Annotated in this window: 24 protein-coding genes; 15 read left to right on the forward strand and 9 right to left on the reverse strand. The window is 64.9% G+C overall.

Annotated elements, in window-relative coordinates:
- The first annotated feature begins 51 nt into the window (after positions 1-51).
- Positions 52-642 (forward strand): GNAT family N-acetyltransferase, encoded by a 591-nt coding sequence (locus GM909_RS13940; protein WP_157016997.1) that lies wholly within the window; start codon positions 52-54, stop codon positions 640-642.
- Here the strand turns inward: GM909_RS13940 and GM909_RS13945 are convergent.
- Genes GM909_RS13945 through GM909_RS13960 form a run of 4 tightly spaced genes read right to left on the reverse strand, consistent with a single transcriptional unit; the run spans position 568 to position 7,390 of the window.
- A complete protein-coding gene (locus GM909_RS13945) occupies positions 568-2,637 on the reverse strand; it encodes a glutamine amidotransferase (RefSeq protein ID WP_157016998.1) in 2,070 nt (689 codons plus the stop codon). The genes GM909_RS13940 and GM909_RS13945 overlap by 75 nt on opposite strands.
- A gap of 9 nt (positions 2,638-2,646) precedes the next feature.
- Positions 2,647-5,460, reverse strand: a complete 2,814-nt coding sequence (locus tag GM909_RS13950; protein WP_157016999.1) for a DUF4159 domain-containing protein — start codon at positions 5,458-5,460, stop codon at positions 2,647-2,649.
- Positions 5,460-6,377, reverse strand: a complete 918-nt coding sequence (locus tag GM909_RS13955) for a DUF58 domain-containing protein (protein ID WP_157017000.1) — start codon at positions 6,375-6,377, stop codon at positions 5,460-5,462. Before GM909_RS13955 ends, GM909_RS13950 begins: the two co-directional genes overlap by 1 nt.
- The gene (locus GM909_RS13960) at positions 6,377-7,390 is read right to left on the reverse strand and encodes an AAA family ATPase (protein WP_157017001.1); all 1,014 of its coding nucleotides are present in this window, start codon (positions 7,388-7,390) and stop codon (positions 6,377-6,379) included. The genes GM909_RS13955 and GM909_RS13960 overlap by 1 nt, the downstream gene beginning before the upstream one ends.
- A 140-nt stretch (positions 7,391-7,530) precedes the next feature.
- On the opposite strand from GM909_RS13960, the gene GM909_RS13965 reads away from it, so the two are divergent.
- Genes GM909_RS13965 through GM909_RS13975 form a run of 3 tightly spaced genes read left to right on the forward strand, consistent with a single transcriptional unit; the run spans position 7,531 to position 10,060 of the window.
- Positions 7,531-8,160: a DUF1285 domain-containing protein gene (locus GM909_RS13965; protein WP_157017078.1), complete on the forward strand. Its 630-nt coding sequence runs from the start codon at positions 7,531-7,533 to the stop codon at positions 8,158-8,160.
- Entirely contained in the window at positions 8,157-8,792 is a 636-nt protein-coding gene (locus GM909_RS13970) for a CoA pyrophosphatase (protein WP_407941298.1), read from the forward strand. Before GM909_RS13965 ends, GM909_RS13970 begins: the two co-directional genes overlap by 4 nt.
- Positions 8,789-10,060 carry a CCA tRNA nucleotidyltransferase gene (locus GM909_RS13975; protein ID WP_157017003.1) on the forward strand — a complete coding sequence of 424 codons (1,272 nt, stop codon included), beginning with the start codon at positions 8,789-8,791 and terminating at the stop codon, positions 10,058-10,060. The genes GM909_RS13970 and GM909_RS13975 overlap by 4 nt, the downstream gene beginning before the upstream one ends.
- 42 nt (positions 10,061-10,102) lie before the next feature.
- Here the strand turns inward: GM909_RS13975 and GM909_RS13980 are convergent, their stop codons facing one another.
- Positions 10,103-10,288 carry a DUF1059 domain-containing protein gene (locus GM909_RS13980; RefSeq protein WP_157017004.1) on the reverse strand — a complete coding sequence of 62 codons (186 nt, stop codon included), beginning with the start codon at positions 10,286-10,288 and terminating at the stop codon, positions 10,103-10,105.
- Between the two features lie 466 nt (positions 10,289-10,754).
- Between GM909_RS13980 and GM909_RS13985 the strand changes: the two genes are divergently transcribed.
- The 3 genes from GM909_RS13985 to GM909_RS13995 all read left to right on the forward strand — a co-directional run bounded on the left by GM909_RS13985 (position 10,755) and on the right by GM909_RS13995 (position 11,788).
- Positions 10,755-10,964, forward strand: a complete 210-nt coding sequence (locus tag GM909_RS13985; RefSeq protein ID WP_157017005.1) for a cold-shock protein — start codon at positions 10,755-10,757, stop codon at positions 10,962-10,964.
- Positions 10,965-11,080: 116 nt separating this feature from the next.
- Entirely contained in the window at positions 11,081-11,329 is a 249-nt protein-coding gene (locus tag GM909_RS13990; protein ID WP_157017006.1) for a hypothetical protein, read from the forward strand.
- 216 nt (positions 11,330-11,545) lie between these two features.
- Positions 11,546-11,788 (forward strand): hypothetical protein, encoded by a 243-nt coding sequence (locus GM909_RS13995; RefSeq protein ID WP_157017007.1) that lies wholly within the window; start codon positions 11,546-11,548, stop codon positions 11,786-11,788.
- 114 nt (positions 11,789-11,902) lie between these two features.
- On the opposite strand, the gene hemF is transcribed toward GM909_RS13995, so the two are convergent.
- Entirely contained in the window at positions 11,903-12,817 is a 915-nt protein-coding gene (gene hemF, locus GM909_RS14000) for an oxygen-dependent coproporphyrinogen oxidase (RefSeq protein ID WP_157017008.1), read from the reverse strand.
- A gap of 176 nt (positions 12,818-12,993) precedes the next feature.
- Between hemF and GM909_RS14005 the strand changes: the two genes are divergently transcribed.
- Positions 12,994-13,251: a hypothetical protein gene (locus tag GM909_RS14005; RefSeq protein ID WP_157017009.1), complete on the forward strand. Its 258-nt coding sequence runs from the start codon at positions 12,994-12,996 to the stop codon at positions 13,249-13,251.
- A 36-nt stretch (positions 13,252-13,287) separates the two neighbouring features.
- On the opposite strand, the gene GM909_RS14010 is transcribed toward GM909_RS14005, so the two are convergent.
- The 3 genes from GM909_RS14010 to GM909_RS14020 all read right to left on the reverse strand — a co-directional run bounded on the left by GM909_RS14010 (position 13,288) and on the right by GM909_RS14020 (position 16,140).
- Positions 13,288-14,070 carry a slipin family protein gene (locus GM909_RS14010; protein ID WP_157017010.1) on the reverse strand — a complete coding sequence of 261 codons (783 nt, stop codon included), beginning with the start codon at positions 14,068-14,070 and terminating at the stop codon, positions 13,288-13,290.
- Positions 14,071-14,137: 67 nt separating this feature from the next.
- Positions 14,138-15,601: an NfeD family protein gene (locus tag GM909_RS14015; RefSeq protein ID WP_157017011.1), complete on the reverse strand. Its 1,464-nt coding sequence runs from the start codon at positions 15,599-15,601 to the stop codon at positions 14,138-14,140.
- A gap of 80 nt (positions 15,602-15,681) precedes the next feature.
- Complete coding sequence (locus GM909_RS14020) at positions 15,682-16,140, reverse strand: tRNA (cytidine(34)-2'-O)-methyltransferase (RefSeq protein WP_157017012.1); 459 nt, start codon at positions 16,138-16,140, stop codon at positions 15,682-15,684.
- Positions 16,141-16,750: 610 nt separating this feature from the next.
- On the opposite strand from GM909_RS14020, the gene GM909_RS14025 reads away from it, so the two are divergent.
- From GM909_RS14025 to GM909_RS14055, 7 genes are all read left to right on the forward strand, one after another.
- Complete coding sequence (locus tag GM909_RS14025; protein ID WP_157017013.1) at positions 16,751-18,598, forward strand: ABC transporter ATP-binding protein; 1,848 nt, start codon at positions 16,751-16,753, stop codon at positions 18,596-18,598.
- Between the two features lie 79 nt (positions 18,599-18,677).
- Entirely contained in the window at positions 18,678-20,546 is a 1,869-nt protein-coding gene (locus GM909_RS14030; protein WP_157017014.1) for an ABC transporter ATP-binding protein, read from the forward strand.
- 5 nt (positions 20,547-20,551) lie between these two features.
- Entirely contained in the window at positions 20,552-20,860 is a 309-nt protein-coding gene (locus GM909_RS14035) for a DUF6665 family protein (protein WP_157017015.1), read from the forward strand.
- Between the two features lie 236 nt (positions 20,861-21,096).
- Positions 21,097-21,705 (forward strand): ubiquinol-cytochrome c reductase iron-sulfur subunit, encoded by a 609-nt coding sequence (petA, locus tag GM909_RS14040; protein WP_407941297.1) that lies wholly within the window; start codon positions 21,097-21,099, stop codon positions 21,703-21,705.
- A 21-nt stretch (positions 21,706-21,726) separates the two neighbouring features.
- Positions 21,727-23,025: a cytochrome b gene (locus GM909_RS14045; protein ID WP_157017017.1), complete on the forward strand. Its 1,299-nt coding sequence runs from the start codon at positions 21,727-21,729 to the stop codon at positions 23,023-23,025.
- Between the two features lie 30 nt (positions 23,026-23,055).
- A complete protein-coding gene (locus GM909_RS14050; RefSeq protein WP_157017018.1) occupies positions 23,056-23,916 on the forward strand; it encodes a cytochrome c1 in 861 nt (286 codons plus the stop codon).
- 92 nt (positions 23,917-24,008) lie between these two features.
- On the forward strand, positions 24,009-24,554 hold the full coding sequence (locus GM909_RS14055) for an adenine phosphoribosyltransferase (protein ID WP_157017019.1): 546 nt from the start codon (positions 24,009-24,011) through the stop codon (positions 24,552-24,554).
- The last annotated feature ends 83 nt before the right edge of the window (positions 24,555-24,637 follow it).

The raw sequence follows: 24,637 nt of genomic DNA on the forward strand, positions 1-24,637 counted from the left end.
TGCCGCATTGGTGCGGCATCATTCCATCGCTACGAGACGGTGCCCCGCGAGATGAACGCAATCGCCTACCAGGCCGAGAGTCCGGCCCACGACCCCGAAATCGAACTGATCAACGAAGAGGCCTTCGGGCCTGGCCGCCATACCCGCGCGGCCTACAAAATCCGTGAGGGCGGGCCGCATGAGCGCCACCTGTCCTTCGTCGCCTTGGACGGCGACAGGGTCGTGGCGACCGTCCGGCTGACGCGCGTGGCGGTGGGGCAGGGGCGCTCCCTGCTGCTTGGCCCGCTGGCCGTGCGGCCCTCCCACAAGGAGCGCGGCATCGGGCGCAAGCTGGTCAGGATGGCGCTGGAGGCGGCGGCGGCCGACGGCGCGCACTCGGTCATCCTGGTCGGCGACGAACCCTATTACGGGCCGCTCGGCTTTCGCCGCATCCCCTACAAGCAGATCGTCATGCCGCGTCCGGTCGACTATGACCGCCTGCTCATCCACGAAATAAAAGACGGCGCGCTCGCCGATCTCAACGGCGACATGGTCCATGCGGACCTGGTCCCATCCATCGAGCCGGCCTCACCGGCCCTCGCGATACCACATGGAGCCGAGCGCCAGCAGGAGCAGGCCGAGGCCCAGGAACCCGCCAAATAGCGGGACCCGGTCGACCGACTTCAAGATGCTGTCGCTTGTGGTGCGCAGGCCGATCCAGTCGCGGCCGGACGCCTCGCTGGTCGCGCGCACGGGCACGAGACCGGGCAGGCTCATCGCGCCGGCAGAACCGTTGAGGCGACGCACGCTGCCCTCGGTGGCCTCGACCGCCGGGCGCAGCACCTCCTCGGTCGACACCGTGTCGGCGAATTCCGGCGCATTGACCGGTCCGACATGGGCCAGCGTGGTCAGTTCCCCATTGGCGATCTGGTAAAGACCGATCTGGTCAACCGGGAATTCGGCGGCAAAGATGCCGGGGGTGTCCGCGGCAAGCGTGACGTCGCGCGTCTCGCCGTTCGGGGTAATCACGGTCGCCGTTCCCGGATCGTCCTTCATCGTCTGGCGGCGGATCTCGAGCGTCATGCCGCGGCCGTTGGCGGTCAGGCGCTCTTCCTCGAGCTCCGGCTCCTTCATCAGCCAATGGGCGATGCGCCGGTAGAGCGCGACATGCGGACCGCCGCCCTCGAAGCCGCGCGCCCACAGCCAGCCCTGATCCGACAGGAACATGCCGACACGGCCTTCGCCCCTGCGATTGAGGACCAGCAGCGGCTCGTCGCGCGGGCCGTGCATCACCACGGACCCTTCCGGCGGACGGATGCCGACAAGGCGGAACCAGCGGCTCCAGGCCGGCGGCTCGGCGTCCGACCCTTCCAAGCCGCGCGTCACCGGGTGGCGCTCACCGGTCTCGGTCAGGCGCGGATAGAACCCTTCCTCGATGACGTCGCCGGTCGGAAGCGCGGGCAACGCCGACATCAAGGGGGTGCGCGAGATCGATTGCAGGCCGGCATATTCCGGCCCGGCGGCAATCAGCAGCGCGCCGCCATTTTCCACATATTCGGCGATGTAGTCGTAATACAGGATCGGCAGCACGTCGCGGTGCTGGTAGCGATCGAAGATGATGAGATCGAAATCGTCGATCTTCTCGACGAACAGTTCGCGCGTCGGAAAGGCGATGAGCGACAGGTCGTTGATCGGCGTCCCGTCCTGCTTTTCCGGCGGACGCAGGATGGTGAAATGGACGAGATCGACCGAAGCGTCCGATTTCAGGAGGTTGCGCCAGGTGCGCTCGCCGGCATGCGGCTCGCCCGAGACCAGCAGCACGCGCAGGTTTTCGCGGATGCCGTCGACCAGTGCGATGGCGCGGTTGTTGGTATCGGTGATCTCGCCGTCGGCGCGCTCGATGGCCAGTTCGACGATGTTGCGTCCGGCCGAGGGTATAATGATGTCGAGCGGCATTTCCGCCCCGACCGTGGCGCGCTCGAGCGCCACCTGCTCGCCATTGACGCTGACGCGCACATCGACGCTGTCGATGTCCTCGCCGGCGCTCAGCACCTGGTAGGTCATCGACAGCGGCTTGTCGACAATCCCGAAGCGCGGCGCGTTGAGGAAGCGGATGCGCCGGTCGCGCTCGCCCTCTTCGCCGGTGATCAGCGCGTGCAGCGGCGCGTTCAACCCGCTCATGTTGGCCGGCACGTCGTGCACCTGGCCGTCCGTCACCATAATGGCTCCGGCAACGCGCGAGGGCGGCACGTCGCGCAGCGCATTTTCCAGCGCGCCGAACAGGCGCGTCTGGGTGCCGTCATCGCTGCCCCCGGCCTGTCCGGCCTCCACCTCGCGCAGGTCAAACTGCCCGAAACGGCCGAGCTGGGCTTTCAGTTCCTCCACCGCCTCGTCCGTCGTCTGCCCGCGCTCGCCGATCTCCTGGCTCTGGCTGCGGTCGACGACCAGCGCGACGACGCTCTTGAGCGGCTCGCGCTCTTCTTCCAGGAACACTGGGTTGATAAGCGCCAGTGCCAGGGCGGCGAGCGCCGCGCTGCGAAGGACCGAGCCGCGCTGGCCGAACCACAGGCCGACCGCGCTCAACAGCGCCAACGGGACGAGGATCGCGGCGATGAGCGGCCAGGACAGAAGCGGTTCGAATGCGATGGACCAGTTCATTGCCCGCTCCTATTGGCCCAGCCGTTCGAGCAGGATCGGCACATGCACCTGGTCGGATTTGTAGTTGCCGGTCAGCATGTACATCATGATGTTGACGCCGGCCCGGTAGGCATAGACGCGCTGCATGGGATCCGACGGGACGGTCGGCAGCAGCGGATCGCCGTTGGCGTCGATTGCCCAGGCACCGGCGAAATCATTGGCGGTGATCATGATTGGCGATACGCCGTCGCCGGTGCGCACCGGCCGGTTCTGCTCGTTGGCCGCACCCAGCGAAGCCTCCACCCATAGCGGGCTGCCGGAATAGCGGCCAGGAAAGGTCTGCAGGATATAGAACGCCTTGGTCAGCACGTGATCCTCGGGGACCGGTTCGAGCGGCGGCACGTTGAGATTGTCCAGAATATCGCGCAGGCGCCGTGTCGAGGCGCTGGTCGAGCCCGAAAGGCTGAGATCGGTCGAGAACTGGTCGCGGGTGTCGAACAGCACGGTGCCGCCCTGGCGCATATAGGCGTCGATGCGCGCGATCGCGGCCTCCGAGGGCATCGGCGCGGCCTCGTCGACCGGCCAATAGATGATCGGGTAGAAGGCCAGTTCGTCGCGCGCGATGTCGACGCCGGCCGGCGCGCCCGGTTCGAGGGCCGTCTTTTCGGTCAGGAACCGGCTCAGCCCCGCCATGCCGGCGCGGCTCACCGCGTCGATCGATGCGTCCCCGGTCAACACATAGGCGATGCGTGTCGTCGAGATGGCGGCGATCGCCTGGGCGTCGTCCACCTGGGCGTCCTGCGCCCGCGCATCGCCGGAGATGCCAAACAGCAGCCCGCCCGAGAGCGCGGCGGCCAGCCAGACCGGGGCGACGGGGCGGCGCTGTGCCCGCCGGCGGACGAACATGCCGCCCATCCAGAAGACGGCGAGCGTGTCGAGGATCATCAGCGTCAGGGCCGCAGCGAGGAGGGGGCCCTTGAGATTGCGCGATTGCTCGACGGCATAGCTTGCATTGGTGACCGGCAGATCGACCTGCGGGCGCGCCAATGGCTGGAGCACGGCATCGCCATCAAGCAGGTTGTGGGCCACATAGCCTTCCTCCGTGCCGTAAAGGCCCGGCGGGTTCTCGATCGTCACGGCCCGGTTTTCCGTGTCGAGGGGCCTGGCATCCGAGCCCGGCGGAACGAGCGTGCCGTCGGCTGCGATCATGGTGTATGGCGCGAGCGAGCCGCCGTTTTCCACGGCCTGATTGTCCAGGCTGCCCTGATTGCGCGACAATTGCACGATCCGGCGCAGCATTTCGACGAAACTGCCGGAGATCGGCAGGCTCGACCAGGTCGCTTCGGGCGTGACGTGAAAGAGCACCAACGTGCCGTCGCCGCGATCGTCGCCCGTCACCAGTGGCGTACCGTCGGCCAGCACGGCCCAGGTCTTGGTGAAAAGGTCGCTGGTCGGCTCGGCCAGCACCTGCCTGGTGACGGAAACGTCGCGTGGCGGCGCCAGGTCGGAGAACGGGCCCGTCGAGGGGAATTCGGCCACCGGCTGCGGCTCGGTCCAGGAAAGCGTGCCGCCCAGCGAACGCTCGCCGATGCGCAACGCCACCGGCAGCAATTCCTCGTCATTGCCTGCGGCGGCCAGGCGCGAGCCGGCGAAGCGCACCAGCGTGCCGCCGCCGTGCAGCCATTCGATCAGCGGACCGCGCACGCTGTCGGGCAAGGTGCCGACATCGGCCATGACGATGATGGCGGGGCGCTGTTCGAGAAGCTGCGGGATGGCTTCGGCGAGGTCCGGCGTGTCCGGCTCCACGATGTCGGCGAAGGGCTGCAGCGCACGTCGTATGTAGTAGAGCGGCGACAGGAGCGGTTGCGCCCGGTCGGCCTCGGCCTGCGACAGGAGCCCGACCCGGCGCCGGCGCGAGTTCTCGTCGAGCAGGCGCACCGCCGCCGCCTGGTTCTCGCCGTCGACGCGGATGGCGGCGAAATCGTTGCGCAACTCGAACGGCACGCGGAATTCGGCCGCCGCCGTCGCATTGCCGGGCGCGAACGTGGCGACGGCATCGGCGATGCGTCGTCCCTGGTCATCGAAGGCGCCGGCCGTCACCTGGCGCGGCGCCGCATCGCCGGTGGAACGCGCCACAGTTGCCCTAAAGTGGTCGGGCCGGTTGTCCACGGCGGTGATGCCGGTCGCCCGCAATCGCTCCGGGGCGAACCAGATCAGGCGGTCGGCATTCTCCAAGAGCGTCGCAAAGGCCTGGTCGTCGCCTTCGGCGGCCAGCCCGTCGCCCAGAACGGCGACGGTGGCGCCGGGCGAGGCGGCCACCACGTCGGCGACCCGGGCATGGACTGCCGTGCGCTGGACGGGCAGCGGCCGCGGGCCGGCGGCGCGCAGCCTGTCGCGCGCCTGTTCGGCGTCGAACGGACCGATCTCGGAGTTCGACTTCTCGGCGGTCAGCGCCAGCACGACCGGTGCGCCGTTCGCCGATGCATCGTCGATCAGCTGCTCGGCCGCCTGCACGCGTTCGTCCCAATCGGACGCACTCCCCCAGCCATTATCGATGACGATCGCCACGAGATCGCCGCCGTCAGCCAGCCGCTCGCGCGGATTGAACACGGGCTCGGCCAGGGCGAGCACGATGAACGCAGCCATGAGGAGACGCAGCAGCGTCAGCCACCAGGGGCTCTGGTGCGGCGTTTCCTCCTTCTTCAGCACCCGCTGCAGGATGCGCAGGGGCGGAAAGACCTCCGTCTGCGGCTTCGGCGGGGTGAGGCGCAGCAGCCACCAGATCACCGGCAGGGCCAGGAGCCCGAACAGGACCAGCGGCTGTGCGAAGGAAAGCAGGCTCATCAGCGGACTCCGGCACCCCGGCCGCTCCCCATGGTCATCGCCATATGCACCTTGACGAGCGCTTCGGAGGCAGGCCGGTCGGTATGGCTGACAGTGTAGCTCCAACCGATGCGCCGACACCAGCCGGCCAGTTCCTCGCGGCGGGCGAGGTAGAGATTGCGATAGTCCTCGCCGAACTGCTCGGCCCGACCGGCGGTATACTTGGCGTCGCTTTCCGGGTCGCGGAATTCGGTGCGGCCGCTGAAGGGGAAGCGCTCTTCGGCCGGATCGGCCACTTCGATCAGATGCGCACGCACCCCGTGGCGCGCCAGAACGTCGAGGCGGGTTATCATTTCGTCCACAGGATCGAGGAAATCGCTGACGATGACGATATCGGAAAACCGGCGGATCGTGGCAAGATCCGGCCGGGCGGGGATCTCGGCTGCGTGCGTCAGGATGGCGGCGATGCGTTCGGCGCCGTTGCGCGCCGTGAAGGGGTCGGTCAGGCCGGGCCAGGCGATGCGCTCGCCGCCGCGCGACAGAAGCTCGGCGACCGCCAGGATCAGCACCAGGGCGCGCGATTCCTTCGACACGCCGGCGAGCGTCGACTGATAGAGCATGGAAGGCGAGGGGTCGGCCCACAGCCACACCGTGTGCGCCGCCTCCCATTCGCGGTCGCGGACATAGAGCTGGTGGTCGTCACGGGCCGAGCGGCGCCAGTCGATGCGCGACATCGCCTCGCCTTCGACATAGGGCCGGAACTGCCAGAAATTCTCGCCGATGCCGCGCTTGCGCCGGCCGTGCCAGCCGGCGATCACATTGTTGGCGATGCGCCGCGCGTCGATCAGCAGATCGGGGATGTAGGAGGCGCGAACGCGCCCCCGCGCCAGCGCGTCGTTGGTTGCGACGGGAGGTGAAACCGAACCGATCGGGCTCATCAGCCCGCCGCTTTCACCAGTTGCGCGATGACATCGCGCACATTCATGCCTTCGGCGCGCGCGGCGAAGGTAAGCGCCATGCGATGCTGCAGCACCGGCTCGGCCAACGCATGGACGTCGTCGACCGAGGGCGCCAGACGGCCGTCATAAAGGGCGCGCGCCCGCGCGCACAGCGTCAGGGCCTGGCTGGCCCGCGGGCCGGGTCCCCAGGAGACATGCTTGTCGGTGTCGGCATTGCCGTTGCCGGGGCGCGCCGAACGCACGAGCTGCAGGATCGCCTCGACGACGCTTTCGGGCACCGGCATGCGCCGGATCAAGGCCTGGATGTCGCGCAGGCGCTCCGGTGTCAGCACGTTCCTGGCCTTGGCGTCCTCGACGCCCGTGGTCTCCAGAAGAATGCGCCGCTCGGCCTCGATTTCCGGGTAGGAAATGTCGATCTGCATCAGGAAGCGGTCGAGCTGGGCTTCGGGCAGCGGGTAGGTGCCCTCCTGCTCCAGCGGATTCTGTGTGGCCAGAACGTGAAACGGTGCGGGCAGGTCGTGCCGGGCGCCGGCGACCGTCACGTGATATTCCTGCATCGACTGCAACAGCGCCGACTGGGTGCGGGGGCTTGCCCGGTTGATCTCGTCGGCCATCAGGAGCTGGGCGAAGATCGGGCCCGGAATGAAGCGGAAGAAGCGCTTTCCGGCATTGTCCTGATCCTGCTCCATCACCTCCGAGCCCAGAATGTCGGAGGGCATCAGGTCGGGCGTGAACTGGATGCGTTGCGAATCGAGACCGAGCACGGTGCCGAGCGTCTCCACGAGCTTGGTCTTGGCAAGCCCCGGCACGCCGACAAGAAGTGCGTGGCCACCTGCCAGTATGGCCACCAGCGTGCGCTCGACCACGTCTTCCTGGCCGAAGATGACCTTGCCGACGCCGTCGCGGACTTCGGATATGTCAGCCAGGGCTTTTTCGGCCGCGGCGATCATCTCCTTTTCGCTGATCGCCTTTTCCTTGATCATCACGCTCATGCCGCTCGATCCTCTGTTGGCCCAAACTCATGCCCCTGGCGTCATGATCCCCCGATTCGTACCTTGGTGGTATCTCTCGGACCCAACTTAAATCACCCAAAATGGCTGACAAGCGGACGCACAGTGACTATTTCGTGACCATGACCGAATCGCGAAGCGAAGGCAAAGCCGTATTGCGACAGAGCGCGGACGCGGCCGGACTGGCGGCACTGATCGGCCGCGCGGCGCGGGCCGACAAGGGGCCGGCGCCTGTCGAGCGCTGGAATCCGCAATTCTGCGGCGATCTCGACATGGAAATCCGGGCCGACGGCACGTGGTACTATCTCGGCACGCCGATCGGCCGGCCGGCGCTGGTGCAGCTCTTTTCCTCGGTGCTGCGTAAGGACGAGGACGGCCGGACCTATCTGGTCACGCCGGTGGAACGCGTCGGCATCAGGGTCGAGGACGCGCCCTTCGTCGCCGTGGAGATGAATGTCTCGGGCCACGGCGAGGACCAGGTGATGACCTTCCGCACCAATGTCGGCGACGTGGTGGAGGCGGGGCCGGACCACCCGCTGCGCTTTGTCGTCGAGCCCGAAACCGGCGGGCTGAAGCCCTATCTCCTGGTGCGCGGCCGTCTCGAAGCCTTGCTGGGCCGGCCGGTGATGTACGAGTTGGTCGAGCATGGCGAGGAGATCGGGATCGACGGCAGGATGATGTTCGCCGTGCGCTCGCACGGCACGGTGTTTCCCGTCATGCCGGCGGGCGATCTGAAGAAGCTGAGCGCCTGACGATGGACACGCGCCCCGTTGAAAATTTCACGGCGGAGGATTTTCGCCGGCGTGCGGTTCACGAGCAGGCGCCGCATGGCGTCGAACTCGGCGACCACACGCTCAATCCGGGCCTGAAGGATCTGATCCTGGGCCAGAAACTGCGCGATGCGGCGGTGCTCGTGCCGGTGGTCGACCGGCCACAGGGCGCGACGCTTCTTTTGACCCGGCGCACGGACACGATGCGCAACCATTCCGGCCAGATCGCCTTTCCGGGCGGGCGGATCGATCCTGACGACGGCAGTCCGGAAGATGCCGCACTTCGCGAAACGGATGAAGAAATCGGGCTAAAGCGCGGTTTCATTAACCTTGCCGGGCGCATGCCCGACTATGTAACCGGCAGCGGCTACCGCATCGCGCCGGTCCTAGCCACGGTGCGGCCGGGCTTTTCGCTGACCATCAATCCGGACGAGGTCGACGAGGCCTTCGAGGTGCCGCTCGAATTTCTGATGGATCCGGCCAATCATCGCCGCGACAGCCGCATCTGGCAGGACCGCGAGCGCTTTTTCCACACCATGCCCTATGGCGAGCGCTATATCTGGGGCATCACGGCCGGAATGATACACATGCTTTACGAGAGGCTTTACGCGTGAGTGCAATCTCGATTGCCGAAAGGGCGGACTGGCTCGCCAGACCTGACCTGCAAAAGCTGCTCGCCGCGCTATCAACCGATGGCGAGGAAGCGCGCATTGCCGGCGGCGCGGTGCGCAATACGCTGCTGGGCGAGCCGGCCGGCGATGTCGACATCGCCACGACTTGCTTGCCGGAGGAGACCGTGGAACGCGCCCGCAAGGCCGGTTTCAAGACGGTGCCGACCGGCGTCGAGCACGGCACGGTGACCGTCATCGCCGACGGCGTGCCCTACGAGGTGACGACGTTGCGCGCCGACATCGAGACCGACGGCCGGCGCGCCAGGGTCAGGTTCGGCCGCGACTGGCAGGCGGATGCCGATCGGCGCGACTTCACCGTCAACGGGCTTTATGCGCAGGCCGATGGTGCCGTCATCGACCTGGTCGGCGGGCTGGCCGACGTCGAAAGCCGCACCATCCGCTTCATCGGCGATGCTGAGGCGCGGGTGCGCGAGGACTATCTGCGCATCCTGCGCTTCTTCCGCTTCTTCGCCTGGTACGGTTCGGGCCGGCCCGATGCCGAGGGGCTGAAGGCCTGCGCCCGGCTCAAGCAGGGGCTGGATGACCTGTCGGCGGAGCGGATGTGGAGCGAACTGAAAAAGCTGCTTTCAGCCCCCGATCCGTCGCGCGCGCTGTTGTGGATGCGCCAGTCCGGCGTTCTGACGCAGGTTCTCCCGGAAAGCGAGAAATGGGGCATCGACGCCATCCATGGGCTTGCCGAGGCCGAGCGCGATCTCGGCTGGCCGGCGGATCCCCTGATGCGGCTTGCCGCGATCATTCCGCCCGACGCTGTGCGCATCGCCGCCATGGCGCAGAGGCTCAAAATGTCGAATGCCGATCGCGACCGGCTGGTCGCCTGGGCGTCGACGCCGGCGGTCGAGCCGGCGACGAGCGAAACGGAACTGGCCAAGCTCGCCTACAGGGCCGGGCAGTCGGGGTTTTCGGACAAGCTGCGCCTGGCGCTCGCCGGCGCGCGGGCACGCGCTGCCGCCGACGATCAGGCGATGGTCGAGGCCGGCGGCTACTATCGCCTCAACCGGTTCCTGGAAAACTGGGAGGCGCCGCAATTTCCCCTGACCGGCGCGGACCTCATTGCGATCGGCATCCCGCCAGGGCCGAAAATGGGCAATGCGCTGCGCGATCTGGAGGAGATGTGGGTGGATTCGGCTTTTGCGATGGACCGCTCGGCGCTGATGGAACACGCCGAACGGATGAAACTGCAGATCTTGTAAATACGGGTCGACGTGGCACGGAGGGCGCGCCGGCCATCGGTCTCAGGCGGCGTCGCGCGCCTTCTCGATACGCGAGCGGATCGCCTCGATCATCGTTTCGCGCATGATCGTCTCGCCATGAACCTCGCGCATGTGCTCGACCGCGCGGCGCATGATCTCGGCCTCGTCCTCGTGCCGGGTGTGCCACTCACAGCCGGGAACGAGCGAACCGCAATTATATTCCTTCATGGCTCTTCCTCCTGTGTCCTTCGTGGATGGACTTCAAGGATAACACAAAAGCGACGACGAAGTTGCGTACGGTTTCACCGTGTCCGGAAACGTCGACTGTCGGGGCTTGCAAACGCAAGCGTCATCGGTGAACGGTGCCGAAAATCATGAATATGTGGAAAATAAATCCAATTATTACTATATTCTAGATTGTAATACTTAAATTGATACAGTATTACATATTTTATATTGTATATGGCTTTGCTTCGCTTAAGTGATTGATATTATTGAGAATAAAATATAATTTGAAATATGCCTTGTTTCGGCTTCTGTTTGTGACTACATTGGATCTATCGATCTTGCTTGTCGAACTTTGTTTCCGACGCATCGCGTCCTCGACGATATTCCTCTCACAAAATCGATTCGACCGCTTGTCGTGCACCTGCACGGCAAGGAATTCTCAATGACCGATTGAAAGGAAATCGTCATGACAATTGGAACAGTGAAGTTCTTTAATGCCACCAAGGGCTTCGGCTTCATCGAGCAGGGCGAGGGCCAGGCGGATGTCTTTGTTCACATTTCCGCTGTGGAACGGGCAGGCATGCGTTCGCTCGTAGAGGGCCAGAAGATCAGCTTCGACGTCGTCAAGGACGATCGTAGCGGCAAGAGCGCGGCCGAGAACATTCAGGCTGCGTAACCGGATTGCGCCTCTGGTCTTTGACCACGGATGTACTGGCACTGATCATCGAGGCGCATAGGAAGGTCGGGTTCGCCCGGCCTTTTTCTTTTTCGGAACCAGAGGACGTGGGCCGCATGAACAGCATCATCTCCGAGTACAATCTATTCAAGTCAAAGCCCTCCAAGGCCAAGACGAAGGCCGACATAACCGACCTTGCCGCGCGCAGCATCGTCGGCGCTGAAGCCGAGCGCCGTGAGGCAAAAACCGCGAGACTCCGTCAAATGCGGCTGGAGGCCGAAGCAAAACAGGCTGTTGCTCAAACATCCGCCGGGCAACGCCGCGCGAAGCCCGCGCAGCCAAGGCGCGCCCGATCATCGTCGTAACGCAGGGCAGCACGTTCCTGGTAGAAAATCTTTGCGCGGGATGTGGCCCGCCTATCAACAAGGATGCTCAGATGAGACCCCCTGCAAGACTGAATGTCGATCCGATAGCATGGCTGCTCATCCTCATGGTCGGAGGCATCATCGCCACGTTCGTCTATGTCGCCCTGACGAGCATTACCTTCTGATCCTGCGGTATTGGATTCCAAGGACGAGCGAATGACCAATGTCGTCTCCCTTCATGGAGGCAAGCGTTGGAAGGCCGTGATCGAGTATCGAAGCGATGATGGCCCGAAGAGCGTCGAGCATTATTTCGAAGAAATTTCGGATCTCCACCTCATCGTCGAGCATGGGCCGGACTGGAACCTGCTGATCCGGTGCACCCTAACGCTGAACCGCCATGATGGTGGCGAGGAGCAGAATAGCGTTGCAAAGGCGCTCAGTCAGGAGCGCCTGCGGTGAAAATGCCGCAACGACCGGAGATGCGATACTGCGCTTCAGAAGTGTAACGGGTGGGCCATAGATGGAGCGTCCCTTGCGCGCCCAATAGGCCACAGCGCGCTCAGATCGCGCGCATCAGGGCCATCTCACCGCCGGGGGCATGCTCGACAGGATCGATTCGACATTACCGCCCGTCTTCAGCCCGAACGTGGTGCCGCGGTCGTAGAGAAGGTTGAACTCGACATAGCGCCCGCGGCGCAGCAGTTGTTCCTCGCGGTCGGCCTCGGTCCAGTTGGCGTTCATGTTGCGCCGCACGATGTGCTGGTAGACGATCAGGAAGGCCCGTCCGACATCCCGGGTGAAGGCGAAGTCGGCGTCGAAGCCGCCGCTCTCGGCCGGCGAATGCAGCCAGTCGTAGAAGATGCCGCCGATGCCGCGCGGCTCGCTGCGGTGCGGCAGGTAGAAATAGTCGTCGCACCAGGCCTTGAACCGTTCGTGATCGGCGACCCCGGCGTGCCGGTCGCAAACGAGCTTCATCGCCTTGTGAAACGCGATCGAGTCTGGATCGTCCTGCGTGCGGCGGCGATCCAGCACCGGCGTGAGGTCGGCTCCGCCGCCGAACCATTGGCGCGCGGTGACGACCATGCGCGTGTTCATGTGCACGGCCGGAACGTTCGGGTTCCAGGGATGCGCGATGAGCGAGATGCCGGACGCCCAGAAGCGCGGATCGTCCTCGCTGCCCGGTATCTGCCTGGCGAATTCCGGGGAGAACTGGCCATGAACGGTCGAGGTGTGGACGCCGGCCTTTTCGAAGACGCGGCCGTGCATCATCGACATGACGCCGCCGCCGCCCTTGCCGTCCTCGCGCAGCCATTCCTTGCGCTCGAAACGGCCGGCGGCCCAGCCCGCCTGCGGACCGGCAAGCGCGTCCTCCAACTGCTCGAACCCGGTGCAGATGGTGTCGCGCAGCGTTTCGAACCAGGCTTTCGCCTCCGCCTTCCTGGTCTCCAGATCGGCTGGCATGTCTGCGGGGATGTCCGGGCGTTGCATTTCTTCTCCTTGCGCCAGTCGCCCCGCCGCGGTCGATGGCCAAGGGACACCGGCCAAGTAGCGCAGGAACCGGGCCCCCGCAAGGCGCCGCCGCCGCGACCCGCCGGCGCAGGGAAAAGACTCGCAATTGCACCCCGCCATGCCTAATCTTTCGGGGCAGTTTGGGAGTTAAGTCAGTGCGTACGCCACGTCGACCGCCGCTCGATGGACTGAAACGGACGCTCGACCGGAAGCGGTCGCAGAACGCTCGCATGCCGCGCGACGGGTTCATCCGCGAAACCTATCAGTTGCCGCGCCTGGACGCCCGCGCCAAGGCGCGCGAATGGTTCGAGCGCTGGCCCAAACAGGCCTACTGGACCGAGATCGAAAGCTGGTGCGAGCGCCCCGAGGACGTGATCGAGTTCACCATGCGCCGCCTGCCGACGGCGGATTAGCACCGTTTTCGGGGCATCTATACATCGTATATCGTCTCAAGCCTTGTCCTTGTCCTTGTCCTGCGCCGCCTTCGGCATCATCGAGGCGAATTCGAGCGGGAAGGGGAAGATGATGGTGGAATTCTTCTCGCCGGCGATGAAATTCAGAGAACTCAGATAGCGCAGCTGCATGGCCTGCGGTTCGCGCGCCAGGATCTCGGCCGCCTCGACAAGTTTCTGCGCCGCCTGCTGCTCGCCTTCGGCATTGATGATCTTGGCGCGCCGCTCGCGCTCGGCCTCGGCCTGGCGGGCAATGGCGCGGATCATCGATTCGTTGATGTCGACATGCTTGATCTCGACATTTGCGACCTTGATGCCCCAGGCGTCGGTCTGCTCGTCGAGGATCTGGCGAATGTCGCTGTTGAGCCGGTCGCGCTCCGACAGCATCTCGTCGAGATCGTGCTTGCCGAGCACCGAGCGCAAGGTGGTCTGTGCGAGCTGGCTCGTCGCCATCATGAAATCCTCGACCTGGATCGTCGCATTTTCGGGGTCGATGACGCGGAAATAGATGACCGCGTTGACCCGGACGGAGACGTTGTCCCGGCTGATCACGTCCTGGCTGGGCACGTCCATGACCCGCACGCGCAGATCGACACGCACCATCTGCTGGACGAACGGGATGATGATGATCAGGCCGGGGCCCCTGACGGAGGTGAAGCGGCCGAGGGTGAAGATGACGCCGCGCTCGTATTCGCGCAGGATCTTGATGGCCCAGGACAGAATGAGGGCCAGAAGGGCGATGACAATGGCATAGAATATCAGATCGAAGGGAATGGTCATTGGTCACTCCTGTCATGGGTGCCGAAGGCCGGCCGCCGCCGCGGCCGCGCGATGGGCCCGTCGGCGTTCAATCTTTGCCTGCCGTTCCATTGGAGGCGTCGTCGGCCGTCTTGTCTTCGGGCGCGCCGTCCTCGCCCGTGACCTGAAGCGTGAGCCCGTCCAGACCCGCCACGCGCACCGTCTCGCCTTCGGCAAAGGTCTGCGCGCCGACGGCCTTCCATTGCTCGCCATGCGTACGCACCTGTCCGGCGCCGCCCGACCAGTTCAGCACCACGGCCTCGGCGCCGATCATCTCTTCGCGCCCCGTGGCGACGCCGCGGCGGTGCGAGGTGACGGCGAGACCGGCAACCAGAAGCGACAGCGTCAGGCTTGTGACGCCGACACCGGCGATGATCACCCAGGAAATCTCGAAGCCGGGAACGTCCGTGTCGAGCAGGATGGTCGCCCCCAACAGGAACGACACCGCGCCGCCGATGCCCATGATGCCGAAGGACGGCGCGAATATCTCGGCGACGATCAGCGCGCTGCCCAGCAATATCAGTCCGGCCCCGGCATAACTGACCGGCAGCACCGCCAGTGCATAGAGCGCCAGCAGGAGGCTGATGCCGCCGACCGTGCCCGGAACGAGCGCGCCTGGATTGATGAACTCGAAGATCAGCCCGTAGATGCCGATCATCATCAGGATGAGCGCGACGTTCGGGTTGGTGATGGTGGCCAGAAGCCGGTTGCGCCAATCCGGGGTGATCTCCTGCGTCGCCAGATCGGCCGTCTTGAGCGTGCGGTCCTCCTGGCCGACCTTGACGGTCATGCCATCGGCCTTTTGCAGCAATTGATCGATGGTCGCGGCGGTGAAGTCGATGACGTTTTCCCGCGCCGCGTCGGTGGCGGTCATGCTGGCGGCCTGGCGCACGGCGCTTTCGGCCCAGTCGATGTTGCGCCCGCGCAGCTCCGCCAGACCGCGTATGAAGGCAACGGCGTCGTTGACCGCCTTGGCCTCGGCCGCATTGCTCGGGGCGGCGGGCTCCTCCTTCTTCTCGGCATCGCCGTCACCATCCGGCTGCTGTTCCTCGTCGCCGCCGAAAGGCAGACCGCCGCCGCCGATCTGGATCGGCGTCGCCGCGCCGAGATTGGTTCCCGGCGCCATGGCCGCGACATGGCTTGCATACATGATGTAGGTGCCGGCGCTCGCCGCGCGCGCGCCGCTCGGCGCGACATAGCTCGCAACCGGCACGGGGGAGGCGAGAATGGCGCGGATGATCTCGCGCATCGAGGTGTCGAGACCGCCCGGCGTGTCCATCTGCAGGATGACGAGCGGTGCGTTGCGTTCAGCCGCCGTCTCGATGCCGCGTGACACATAATCGGCGGTCGCCGGACTGACCGCGCCTTCGAGCTTGAGGATGACCGCGGTTGCGGCGTCCTGCGGCGCGGCGAGGGCGACAGCGCCGGCGATCACGGTCAGCACCGAGGCCAGGATTCCCGTCACGCGCCGGACAACACCTCCGGCGCGCGTGATGCGCTGCCACAGGGTCATGCCTGAAAATATAGGAAAAAGCTCGGTTTTTGTAAGTCAGGCAAAAGTCGAGGGGCCGGTTTTGCTGCCGGCACGCTCGTTCAGCCCAGTTGTCGCACCGCCTCTCCCGCCGCCATCGCGGCCGACATCGCCAGGTTGAGACTGCGTCCGCCGCCGGGCATCGGGATGACAAGACGCGCATCCGCCGCGCTATGGACGACCTCCGGAGCCCCGGCGGATTCGCGTCCGAACAGGAGGATGTCGCCCGGCTCGAATGCGAAGGCGGTATAGGGCAGGGCGGCCCTGGTGGAGAAGAGCAAGAGGCGTCGGCCCTCGGATTTGCGCCAGGCTTCGAAGGCGGTCCAGTCGGCATGCCGGGAAAGGGCGGCCATTGCCAGATAGTCCATCCCGGCGCGCTTGAGCGCCCGGTCGGACAGGTCGAAGCCCGCCGGCTCGATCACGTCGACGGCCAGCCCCAGACAGGCGCCGAGCCTGAGGATGGCGCCGGTGTTGCCGGGGATATCCGGTTGGTAGAGCGCAATGCGCAGATCGCGGTGCATTCTCGGTCCCAATATTGCGTTGCCCGCCTGCCACAGCCGAGGGTGAAGCGTGGTGAAGCAGCACTTCCTCAAATAAGGTGGTAGCCAATCGGGGCAAATCGGTCTATAGAGCCTCGCATCGTCAACCTGAACCCAGAGGAGGCAGCGATGGAATACGACATGCGTATCGCTTCTGACTGCCCGGCAAATGGGCGTTCCGCCTGACGGCGGGATCGGTTCGACGACCTACTGACAATCTCCGTCATCGCCCGCATCCCGCTGGAAGCATTTTTTCTTCCGAAGGATTCACGCGATGTGTGCCGATTTTTCCGCAAGACCTGTTTCGTCGACCAGTCACGCCGGTGACGAGCGTCCAAATGCGATCGCGACGGGGGCGCCCGATGTGGCAGCTCCTGCCGGTGCGATGTCAGCAGCCTTCAGCAGGGCGCTTGGCCCGAAGCTCACAGAGAGCCATTTGAAAGCTGGCGGCGATCGTATCGTCAAACCGGCAAAGCCCACCCCGATCGAATCCGGCCGGCCTGCACACAGACCGGCGCGCGCATCTGGCCCGCGCAAGGGGCACCGGTAGTCGCGTCGAGGATGATTGATTTTTTTGAGAGAATGAACTGCCATGTTTCGCTGGTTTGAAAAGAAACTGAACCCGTTTCCCGCAGACGAGCCGCTCGAGCCGCCGCGCACGTTTCTGGCCTTCTGCATGCATTTCACCAAGGGCGCGTGGCCCGTGCTCGCCCTGTCGACGGTGCTGATGATGATCATCGCCATCGCCGAGGTGTGGATGTTTGCCTTCCTCGGCAACATCGTCGACTGGCTGGCGGCGAGAGACCGGGCGACCTTCCTCGACGAGGAGGGCGGCAAGCTTCTCACCATGGCGCTTGTCGTCGGCGTGTTCCTGCCGGCGGTGGTGTTCCTGTACGGTCTCATCACCCATCAGATCCTGATGGGCAACTATCCCATGCGCATCCGCTGGCAGGTGCACCGCTATCTGCTGAAGCAGTCGACGAGCTTTTACCAGGACGAGTTCGCCGGTCGCATCGCCACCAAGCTGATGCAGACGGCGCTGGCCGTGCGCGAATGCGTCATCAAGATGACGGACGTGATGAACTACGTCACGGTCTATTTTGCCGGCATGCTGTTTCTGGCGGCTTCGGCCGACTGGAAGCTCGCCACGCCGCTGGTCGCCTGGCTGATCGGCTACATCGTCCTGATGCGCTATTACATTCCGCGCCTGGCCAAGATCGCCGCCGAGCAGGCCGATGCCCGGTCCATCATGACCGGCCGCGTGGTCGACAGCTACACCAACATCCAGACGGTCAAGCTGTTCTCCCACGGGCGCCGCGAAGCGACCTATGCGCGCGAGGGCATGGGCGGATTCCTCGATACGGTGTACCGCCAGTTCCGCATGATCACCGGGCTCTACGGGCTGCTCTACGTGCTCAACGCGTTGTGCCTGCTTGCCGTCGGCTTTCTCTCGATCCAGCTCTGGCTGGCCGAGATCGTCACGGTCGGCGCGGTCGCGGTGGTGCTGGGTCTGGTGATGCGCCTGTGGGGCATGTCGCAGTGGATCATGTGGGAACTGACGGCGCTGTTCGAGAATGTCGGCACCGTGCAGGACGGAATCAGCTCGATCTCGCTGCCGCGCCTTGTCGAGGACAGGCCGGATGCAAAGGAACTTGTCGTGTCGAAGGGCGAGATCGTGTTCGACGATGTCCGGTTCCACTACGGCAAGCAGAAGGGCGTGCTTGAAAAGCTGGCCCTGACCATCGAGCCCGGCGAGAAGGTCGGTGTGGTCGGGCGCTCGGGCGCCGGCAAGTCGACGCTGGTCAATCTGCTCCTGCGCTTTTACGATATCGAGGGCGGGCGCATCCTGATCGACGGGCAGGACATTGCCGACGTGACGCAGGATTCGCTGCGCGAGCATATCGGCATGGTCACGCAGGACACCTCGCTCCTGCACCGCTCGGTGCGCGACAACATCCTGTATGGCCGCCCGGACGCGACCGAGGAGATGATGCTGGAGGCGGCAAAGCGCGCCGAGGCGCTCGACTTCATCGGCGAGCTCACCGATCCCAAGGGCCGCAAGGGCTTCGATGCCCATGTGGGCGAGCGCGGCGTGAAGCTGTCTGGCGGCCAGCGCCAGCGTGTCGCCATCGCCCGCGTCATGCTCAAGGATGCGCCGATCCTGATCCTCGACGAGGCGACCTCGGCGCTCGATTCGGAGGTCGAGGCGGCGATCCAGGAAAACCTCTATCGCCTGATGAAGGGCAAGACGGTGATCGCCATCGCCCATCGCCTGTCGACCATTGCGGCGATGGACCGCCTGATCGTCATGGACAAGGGCGAGGTCGTGGAGGAGGGCACGCATGACGAGCTGATCGCGCGCGGCGGGCTCTATGCGCAGCTCTGGAACCGCCAGTCCGGCGGCTTCCTCGACCTGGAACCGGCGGAGGCGGCGGAGTGATGCTGCCGCCTTCGTCTTGCCAAATCGATTCAGGAAACTTGGATAAGTGACTGCAGGGCAAGGATCAGAATCGCGCCATATGGACGACGACAGCACAGACGGCCGGCTGTGGCGCCGGGTCGAAAGGGTCATCGATCCTTTCCACGACCCCGGCCGCGACGTGCTGCCGCGCGATGCCTGGAGCTTCATCGTCTACTTCGCCCGCCAGGCGAAGGGACCCTTCGTGCTGCTGCTTGTCATGGGCGGCCTGGCGGGTGCCGTCGATGCCGGGCTCTACTGGGCGATCGGCTGGCTGATCGACGTGCTCGACGCCTCGAGCCCGGCGACGCTCCTGGCCGACCATTGGCCGCAGCTCCTGGTTCTGCTGATATTCATCCTGTTCGTTCGCGCGGCGGTGGTCATCGCCGCGGCAATCGTCGAGCAGCAGATCATCGTGCCCGGCTTTTTCGCCATGGTGCGCTGGCAGGCCTTCCGGCGCGTCATCGAGCAGCCCTACGAGTTCTACCAGAACGATTTCGCCGGCCGGATCGCCCAGAAGATCATGCAGGGCGGCGAGGCGGTCGGCGATTTCATCGTCTCGATGCTGCAGTCGGTGTGGTCGTTCCTCACCTTCCTGGTGCTCGCCGCGACCTTGCTGACGGCGCTCGATCCGCTGATGGGGCTGGTGCTGGTGGTATGGTGCGGCGGCTACGCACTGATCATCCGCTACATCCTGCCGGAACTGCGCCGGGCCGGCCGCGCCACGGCCGACCAGCGTTCGATCTTCAGCGGCCGTCTGGTCGACGCCTTCACCAACATCGTCGCCGTCAAACTGTTCGACAGCGGACGGCGCGAGCATGCCTTCGTGCGCGACGGTCTGGAGAATTTCTATCGCGCGGTCACCCGGCTGACGCGCAACATCACCACGGTGCGGGCCTGTGTCGCCATCCTCAACGGTGCGATGATGGCGGCGGTCGGCGCGATCGCGGTGGCCAACTGGACCGCAGGAACCATCTCGACCGGCGCCATCGCCGCCGCGCTCGGCCTGGTCTTCCGGCTCAACAACATGTCCGGCTGGATGATGTTCAACATCAACGGGCTCATCCGCCACTTTGCCACGGTGCAGGACGCGACCGGCACGATCTCGGTCGAGCCGGCGATCCGCGACGCCGAAAACGCCGTCTCGGTCGAGCGCACGAGCGGCGACATCCGCTTCGAAAACGTCACCTTCCATTACGGCAAGGGCGGCGGCGTCATCGACGATCTGTCGCTGCACATCCGGCCGGGCGAGCGCGTGGCGCTGGTCGGCCCGTCGGGTGCCGGCAAGACGACCATCGTCAATCTGATGCTGCGCCTGTTCGACGTCGAGAAGGGAGGTGTCCTGCTCGACGGAAACGACATCCGCACCCTGACGCAGGCCTCGCTGCGCGCGCAATTCGGCGTGGTCAGCCAGGAGCCGATGCTCATGCATCGCTCGATCCGGGACAATATCGGCTATGGCCGCCCCGGTGCCGGCGAGGCCGAGATCGTCGAGGCGGCCAAACGGGCGGCCGCGCACGACTTCATCGTATCGGTGAGCGATCCGAAGGGACGCAGCGGCTACGACGCGCATGTCGGCGAGCGCGGGGTGAAGCTTTCCGGCGGCCAGCGCCAGCGTATCGCCATAGCGCGCATGATGCTGAAGGACGCGCCGATCCTCATCCTGGACGAGGCGACCTCGGCGCTCGATTCGGAAGTCGAAGCGGCGATCCAGGACAATCTCTACCGGATGATGGAGGGCCGGACCGTCATCGCCGTGGCCCATCGCCTGTCCACCATCGCCGCGCTCGACCGGCTGATCGTGCTCGACAAGGGGCGAATCGTGGAAGAGGGCAGCCATGACGATCTGCTGGCCAGCGGCGGCCTTTATGCGCAATTGTGGAAGCGGCAGTCGGGCGGCTTCCTGGCCGATCGTCTAGCCGCGGAATAGGGGGGATGGCCGGCAAACCATCAGACGGGATCGCCAAGCGCCAGGAAGCGCTTGACGCTCTTGAGTATGATTTCCTGGCCGAGAAGGCCGCCGCCCTCGGACGGGCTGGAGAGAAAATGGAGCGCGTCCTCAAGCGGCTCGCCGAAAGCGACGAAGCGGCGGGCGAGGGCGCAGAACGGACCCTCAAGGAAGCGGCGGACGCCGTCTACGCCTATTTCATCCAGCGTGAATTGTGCGGTCTGCGCCGCCATGACGAGATTATCCGGCAGTACCGGATTCCCGGCCGCGTGCTGGTTCGGCTGGGGGCGAAATAGGCCCGCGGCCGGCGCGGTCGGCGGCCTATGCCGCATATGCGCCGTCCCCGATCGGGCGATCGCTTGCGGCGTGCAGCGGGCGACGGGCGGACCGTGTCCGATAGACCCGCGACAAACTGCCCACATGGTCCGCTGGCATATGGACAAGCGTCGGCTTCATGCCTAGAAACCAACGCAAATTGCCGGAGATTCCAGCCGGCCTGCGGAGCCATGCCTGCGCGGGCAGAAATTGCGGGATGGATGGGGAGCCGGCCAAACGGGGTCAAGAGGAAGAGAGTTCCGTGAGCGCACACGACACCACCGAACCCACACGCCGGGATTTCCTTTATGTCGCGACCGGTACGGCTGCCGCCGTCGGCGCGGGAGCGGTCGCCTGGCCCTTCATCGATCAGATGCGTCCTGACGCCTCGACCCTGGCTCTCGCCTCGATCGAAGTCGATGTGTCGTCCATCGAGCCGGGCATGTCGGTGACGGCCAAGTGGCGCGGCAAGCCGGTCTTCATCCGCAACCGTACGCCCGAGGAAATCGAGGCGGCGAAAGAAGTTCCGCTTTCCGAGCTCAAGGATCCCGTTGCACGCAATGCCAACCTGCCTTCCGACGCGCCGGCCACCGACGTCGACCGCTCGGCCGGCGAAGGCAAGGAGAACTGGCTGGTTATGGTCGGCGTGTGCACGCATCTGGGCTGCATCCCGCTCGGCCAGCAGGGGGATTTCGGCGGCTGGTTCTGCCCGTGTCACGGCTCGCACTACGACACGGCGGGACGCGTCCGCAAAGGGCCGGCGCCCGAGAATATGGCGGTTCCGACCTTCGAGTTCATTTCCGACACCGTCGTTCGGATCGGCTAAGGCATTAGGGGACTATCTGACATGAGCGGTGGACATTCTACCTACAAACCGTCGACGGGTCTGGAACGCTGGATCGACCAGCGCATGCCCCTGCCGCGGCTGATCTATGATTCATTCGTCGCCTATCCGGTGCCGCGCAATCTGAACTACGCCTACACCTTCGGCGGCATCCTCTCCATCATGCTGGTGGCGCAGATCCTGACCGGCGTCGTGCTGGCGATGCACTATACGGCCAACACGGAGATGGCCTTCAACTCCGTCGAAAAGATCATGCGCGACGTCAATTCCGGCTGGCTCTTGCGCTATCTCCACTCCAATGGCGCGTCGATGTTCTTCGTCGCCGTCTACATCCACATCTTCCGCGGTCTTTATTATGGCTCCTACAAGGCGCCGCGCGAGCTTCTGTGGATCCTCGGCTGCATCATCTATCTCCTGATGATGGCCACCGGATTCATGGGTTACGTGCTGCCCTGGGGACAGATGAGCTTCTGGGGCGCCACCGTCATCACCGGCTTCTTCTCGGCCATTCCGCTGGTCGGCGACTGGATCCAGCAATTGCTGCTGGGCGGCTTCGCGGTCGACAATCCGACCCTCAACCGCTTCTTCTCCCTTCACTATCTGCTGCCCTTCATGATCGCCGGCGTCGTCGTGCTGCATGTGTGGGCGCTGCACGTGACGGGGCAGACCAATCCGACGGGCATCGAGCCGAAGTCGAAGACCGACACGGTGGCGTTCACGCCGTATGCGACCATCAAGGATGCGTTCGCGATGGTGCTGTTCCTGCTGCTCTTCGCCTATTTCGTCTTCTATCTGCCGAACTATCTGGGCCACCCGGACAACTATATCGAAGCCAATCCGCTGAAGACGCCGGCGCATATCGTTCCCGAGTGGTACTATCTGCCCTTCTACGCCATCCTGCGCGCGATCACCTTCTCGATCGGACCGATCGATTCCAAGCTGGGCGGCGTCCTGGCCATGTTCGGCTCCATCGCGGTGCTGTTCTTCGTGCCCTGGCTCGACACTTCCAAGGTCCGCTCGGCCGCCTACCGCCCGTGGTACAAGCTGTTCTTCTGGCTCTTCGCGGCCAACGCGATCTTCCTGGGATGGCTCGGATCGCGGCCGGCGGAAGGCTCCTATGTTCTCATGGCGCAGGCCGCGACGCTCTACTATTTCGCGTTCTTCCTCGTCATCATGCCGCTGCTCGGCCTGATCGAGACGCCGCGCAAGCTGCCGAACTCGATCACCGAGGCCGTGCTCGGGAAGACCAAGGCAGGTGCTGCCGCCGTGCCCGAGGGCGCGGCCGCGGACAAGAACGCCTGAACCGACGAGAATCTGGAAAGGACTGCTCGCATGAAAAAGATTCTCACAGGTCTGGCCGTCCTGGGCCTGGTCGTGACGGGAATGAGCGCGACGCTGCATGCGGCCGAGGAAGGCCACAGCGCGGCCGAGCCGACGCATTTCCCGATCATGAAGCCGGAGGAACTCTCCTGGTCGTTCGCCGGCCCTTTCGGCACTTATGACAAGGGCCAGCTGCAGCGCGGCTTCAAGATCTACAAGGAAGTGTGCTCGGCCTGCCACTCGATGAACCTGGTGCCGTTCCGGGCGCTCGAGGATCTCGGCTATTCCGAAGCCCAGGTGAAGACGATCGCGGCCGAATATATGGTGACGGACGGCCCCGACGACAATGGCGACATGTTCGAGCGGGCCGCGATCCCGTCCGACCATTTCCCGGCGCCGTTCGCGAACCCCCAGGCGGCGGCGGCTGCCAATGGCGGCGCTGCCCCACCGGACTTCTCGCTGATCGCCAAGGCGCGTGCCGTGGAACGCGGTTTTCCGACATTCGTCTTCGACATCTTCACCCAGTATGCCGAAGGGGGACCGGATTATATCCACGCCTTGTTGATCGGATATGACGAGGAGCCGCCGGAGGGCATGCAGATTCCGACCGGGACCTACTACAATCCCCATTTCATCGGCGGCAAGTCGCTGGCCATGGCGCCGCCGCTGTCGGAAGGCATCGTGACCTATGACGACGGTTCCCCGGAGACGGTCGATCAGTATGCCTCGGATGTCGCTGCGTTTTTGATGTGGGCCGCCGAGCCGCATATGGAAGAGCGCAAGAAGACCGGCTTCCGCGTCATGGTCTTCCTGATCCTGTTTGCCGGGCTCGTCTACATGACCAAGCGCAAGGTGTGGGCCGACGCGCATTAGAGCGCTCGAATATCATACTGGGAAGGGCGCTTCGGCGCCCTTTCTTTTTGTTCCAAAAGGCGCCACAACAACCCGGCAATGGGACCAATGGCATGAAATCCTCCCTCCAAGACACGCTTCTTGCGTCCATCCGCAACATTGCGGACTATCCCAGGCCCGGCATCATGTTTCGCGACATCACCACGCTGCTCGGCGATGCACGTGCCTTCCGGCGCGCCGTCGACGAGCTCGTTCACCCCTATGCAGGCAACAAGATCGACAAGATCGCGGGCATCGAGGCGCGCGGCTTCATCCTCGGCGGGGCCATCGCCCACCAGCTTTCGGCCGGGTTCGTGCCGATCCGCAAGAAGGGCAAGCTGCCGTATGAGACCGTGCGGGTGGCCTACAGCCTCGAATATGGGGTCGACGAGATGGAGATGCACAAGGACGCGGTGGCGCCGGGCGAAAAGGTCATCCTCGTCGACGACCTGATCGCCACGGGCGGCACGGCCGAAGGCGCGACGAAGCTGCTCACACAGATGGGCGCGGACATCATTGCCGCCTGTTTCGTCATCGATCTGCCGGACCTCGGCGGCCGTGCCAAGCTGGAAGCGCTCGGCGTGCCGGTACGCACCCTGGTCGCCTTCGAGGGGGATTGAATTACCTCGCCTCGAACAATCCCGGACGCACCTCCTGCGCCGTCATTCCGGCTCACGGCTCACGGCTCATGCGAGGTCGGGAT

The sequence above is a fragment of the Mesorhizobium xinjiangense genome, assembly GCF_009749525.1.
GTDB lineage: Bacteria > Pseudomonadota > Alphaproteobacteria > Rhizobiales > Rhizobiaceae > Mangrovimarina > Mangrovimarina xinjiangensis.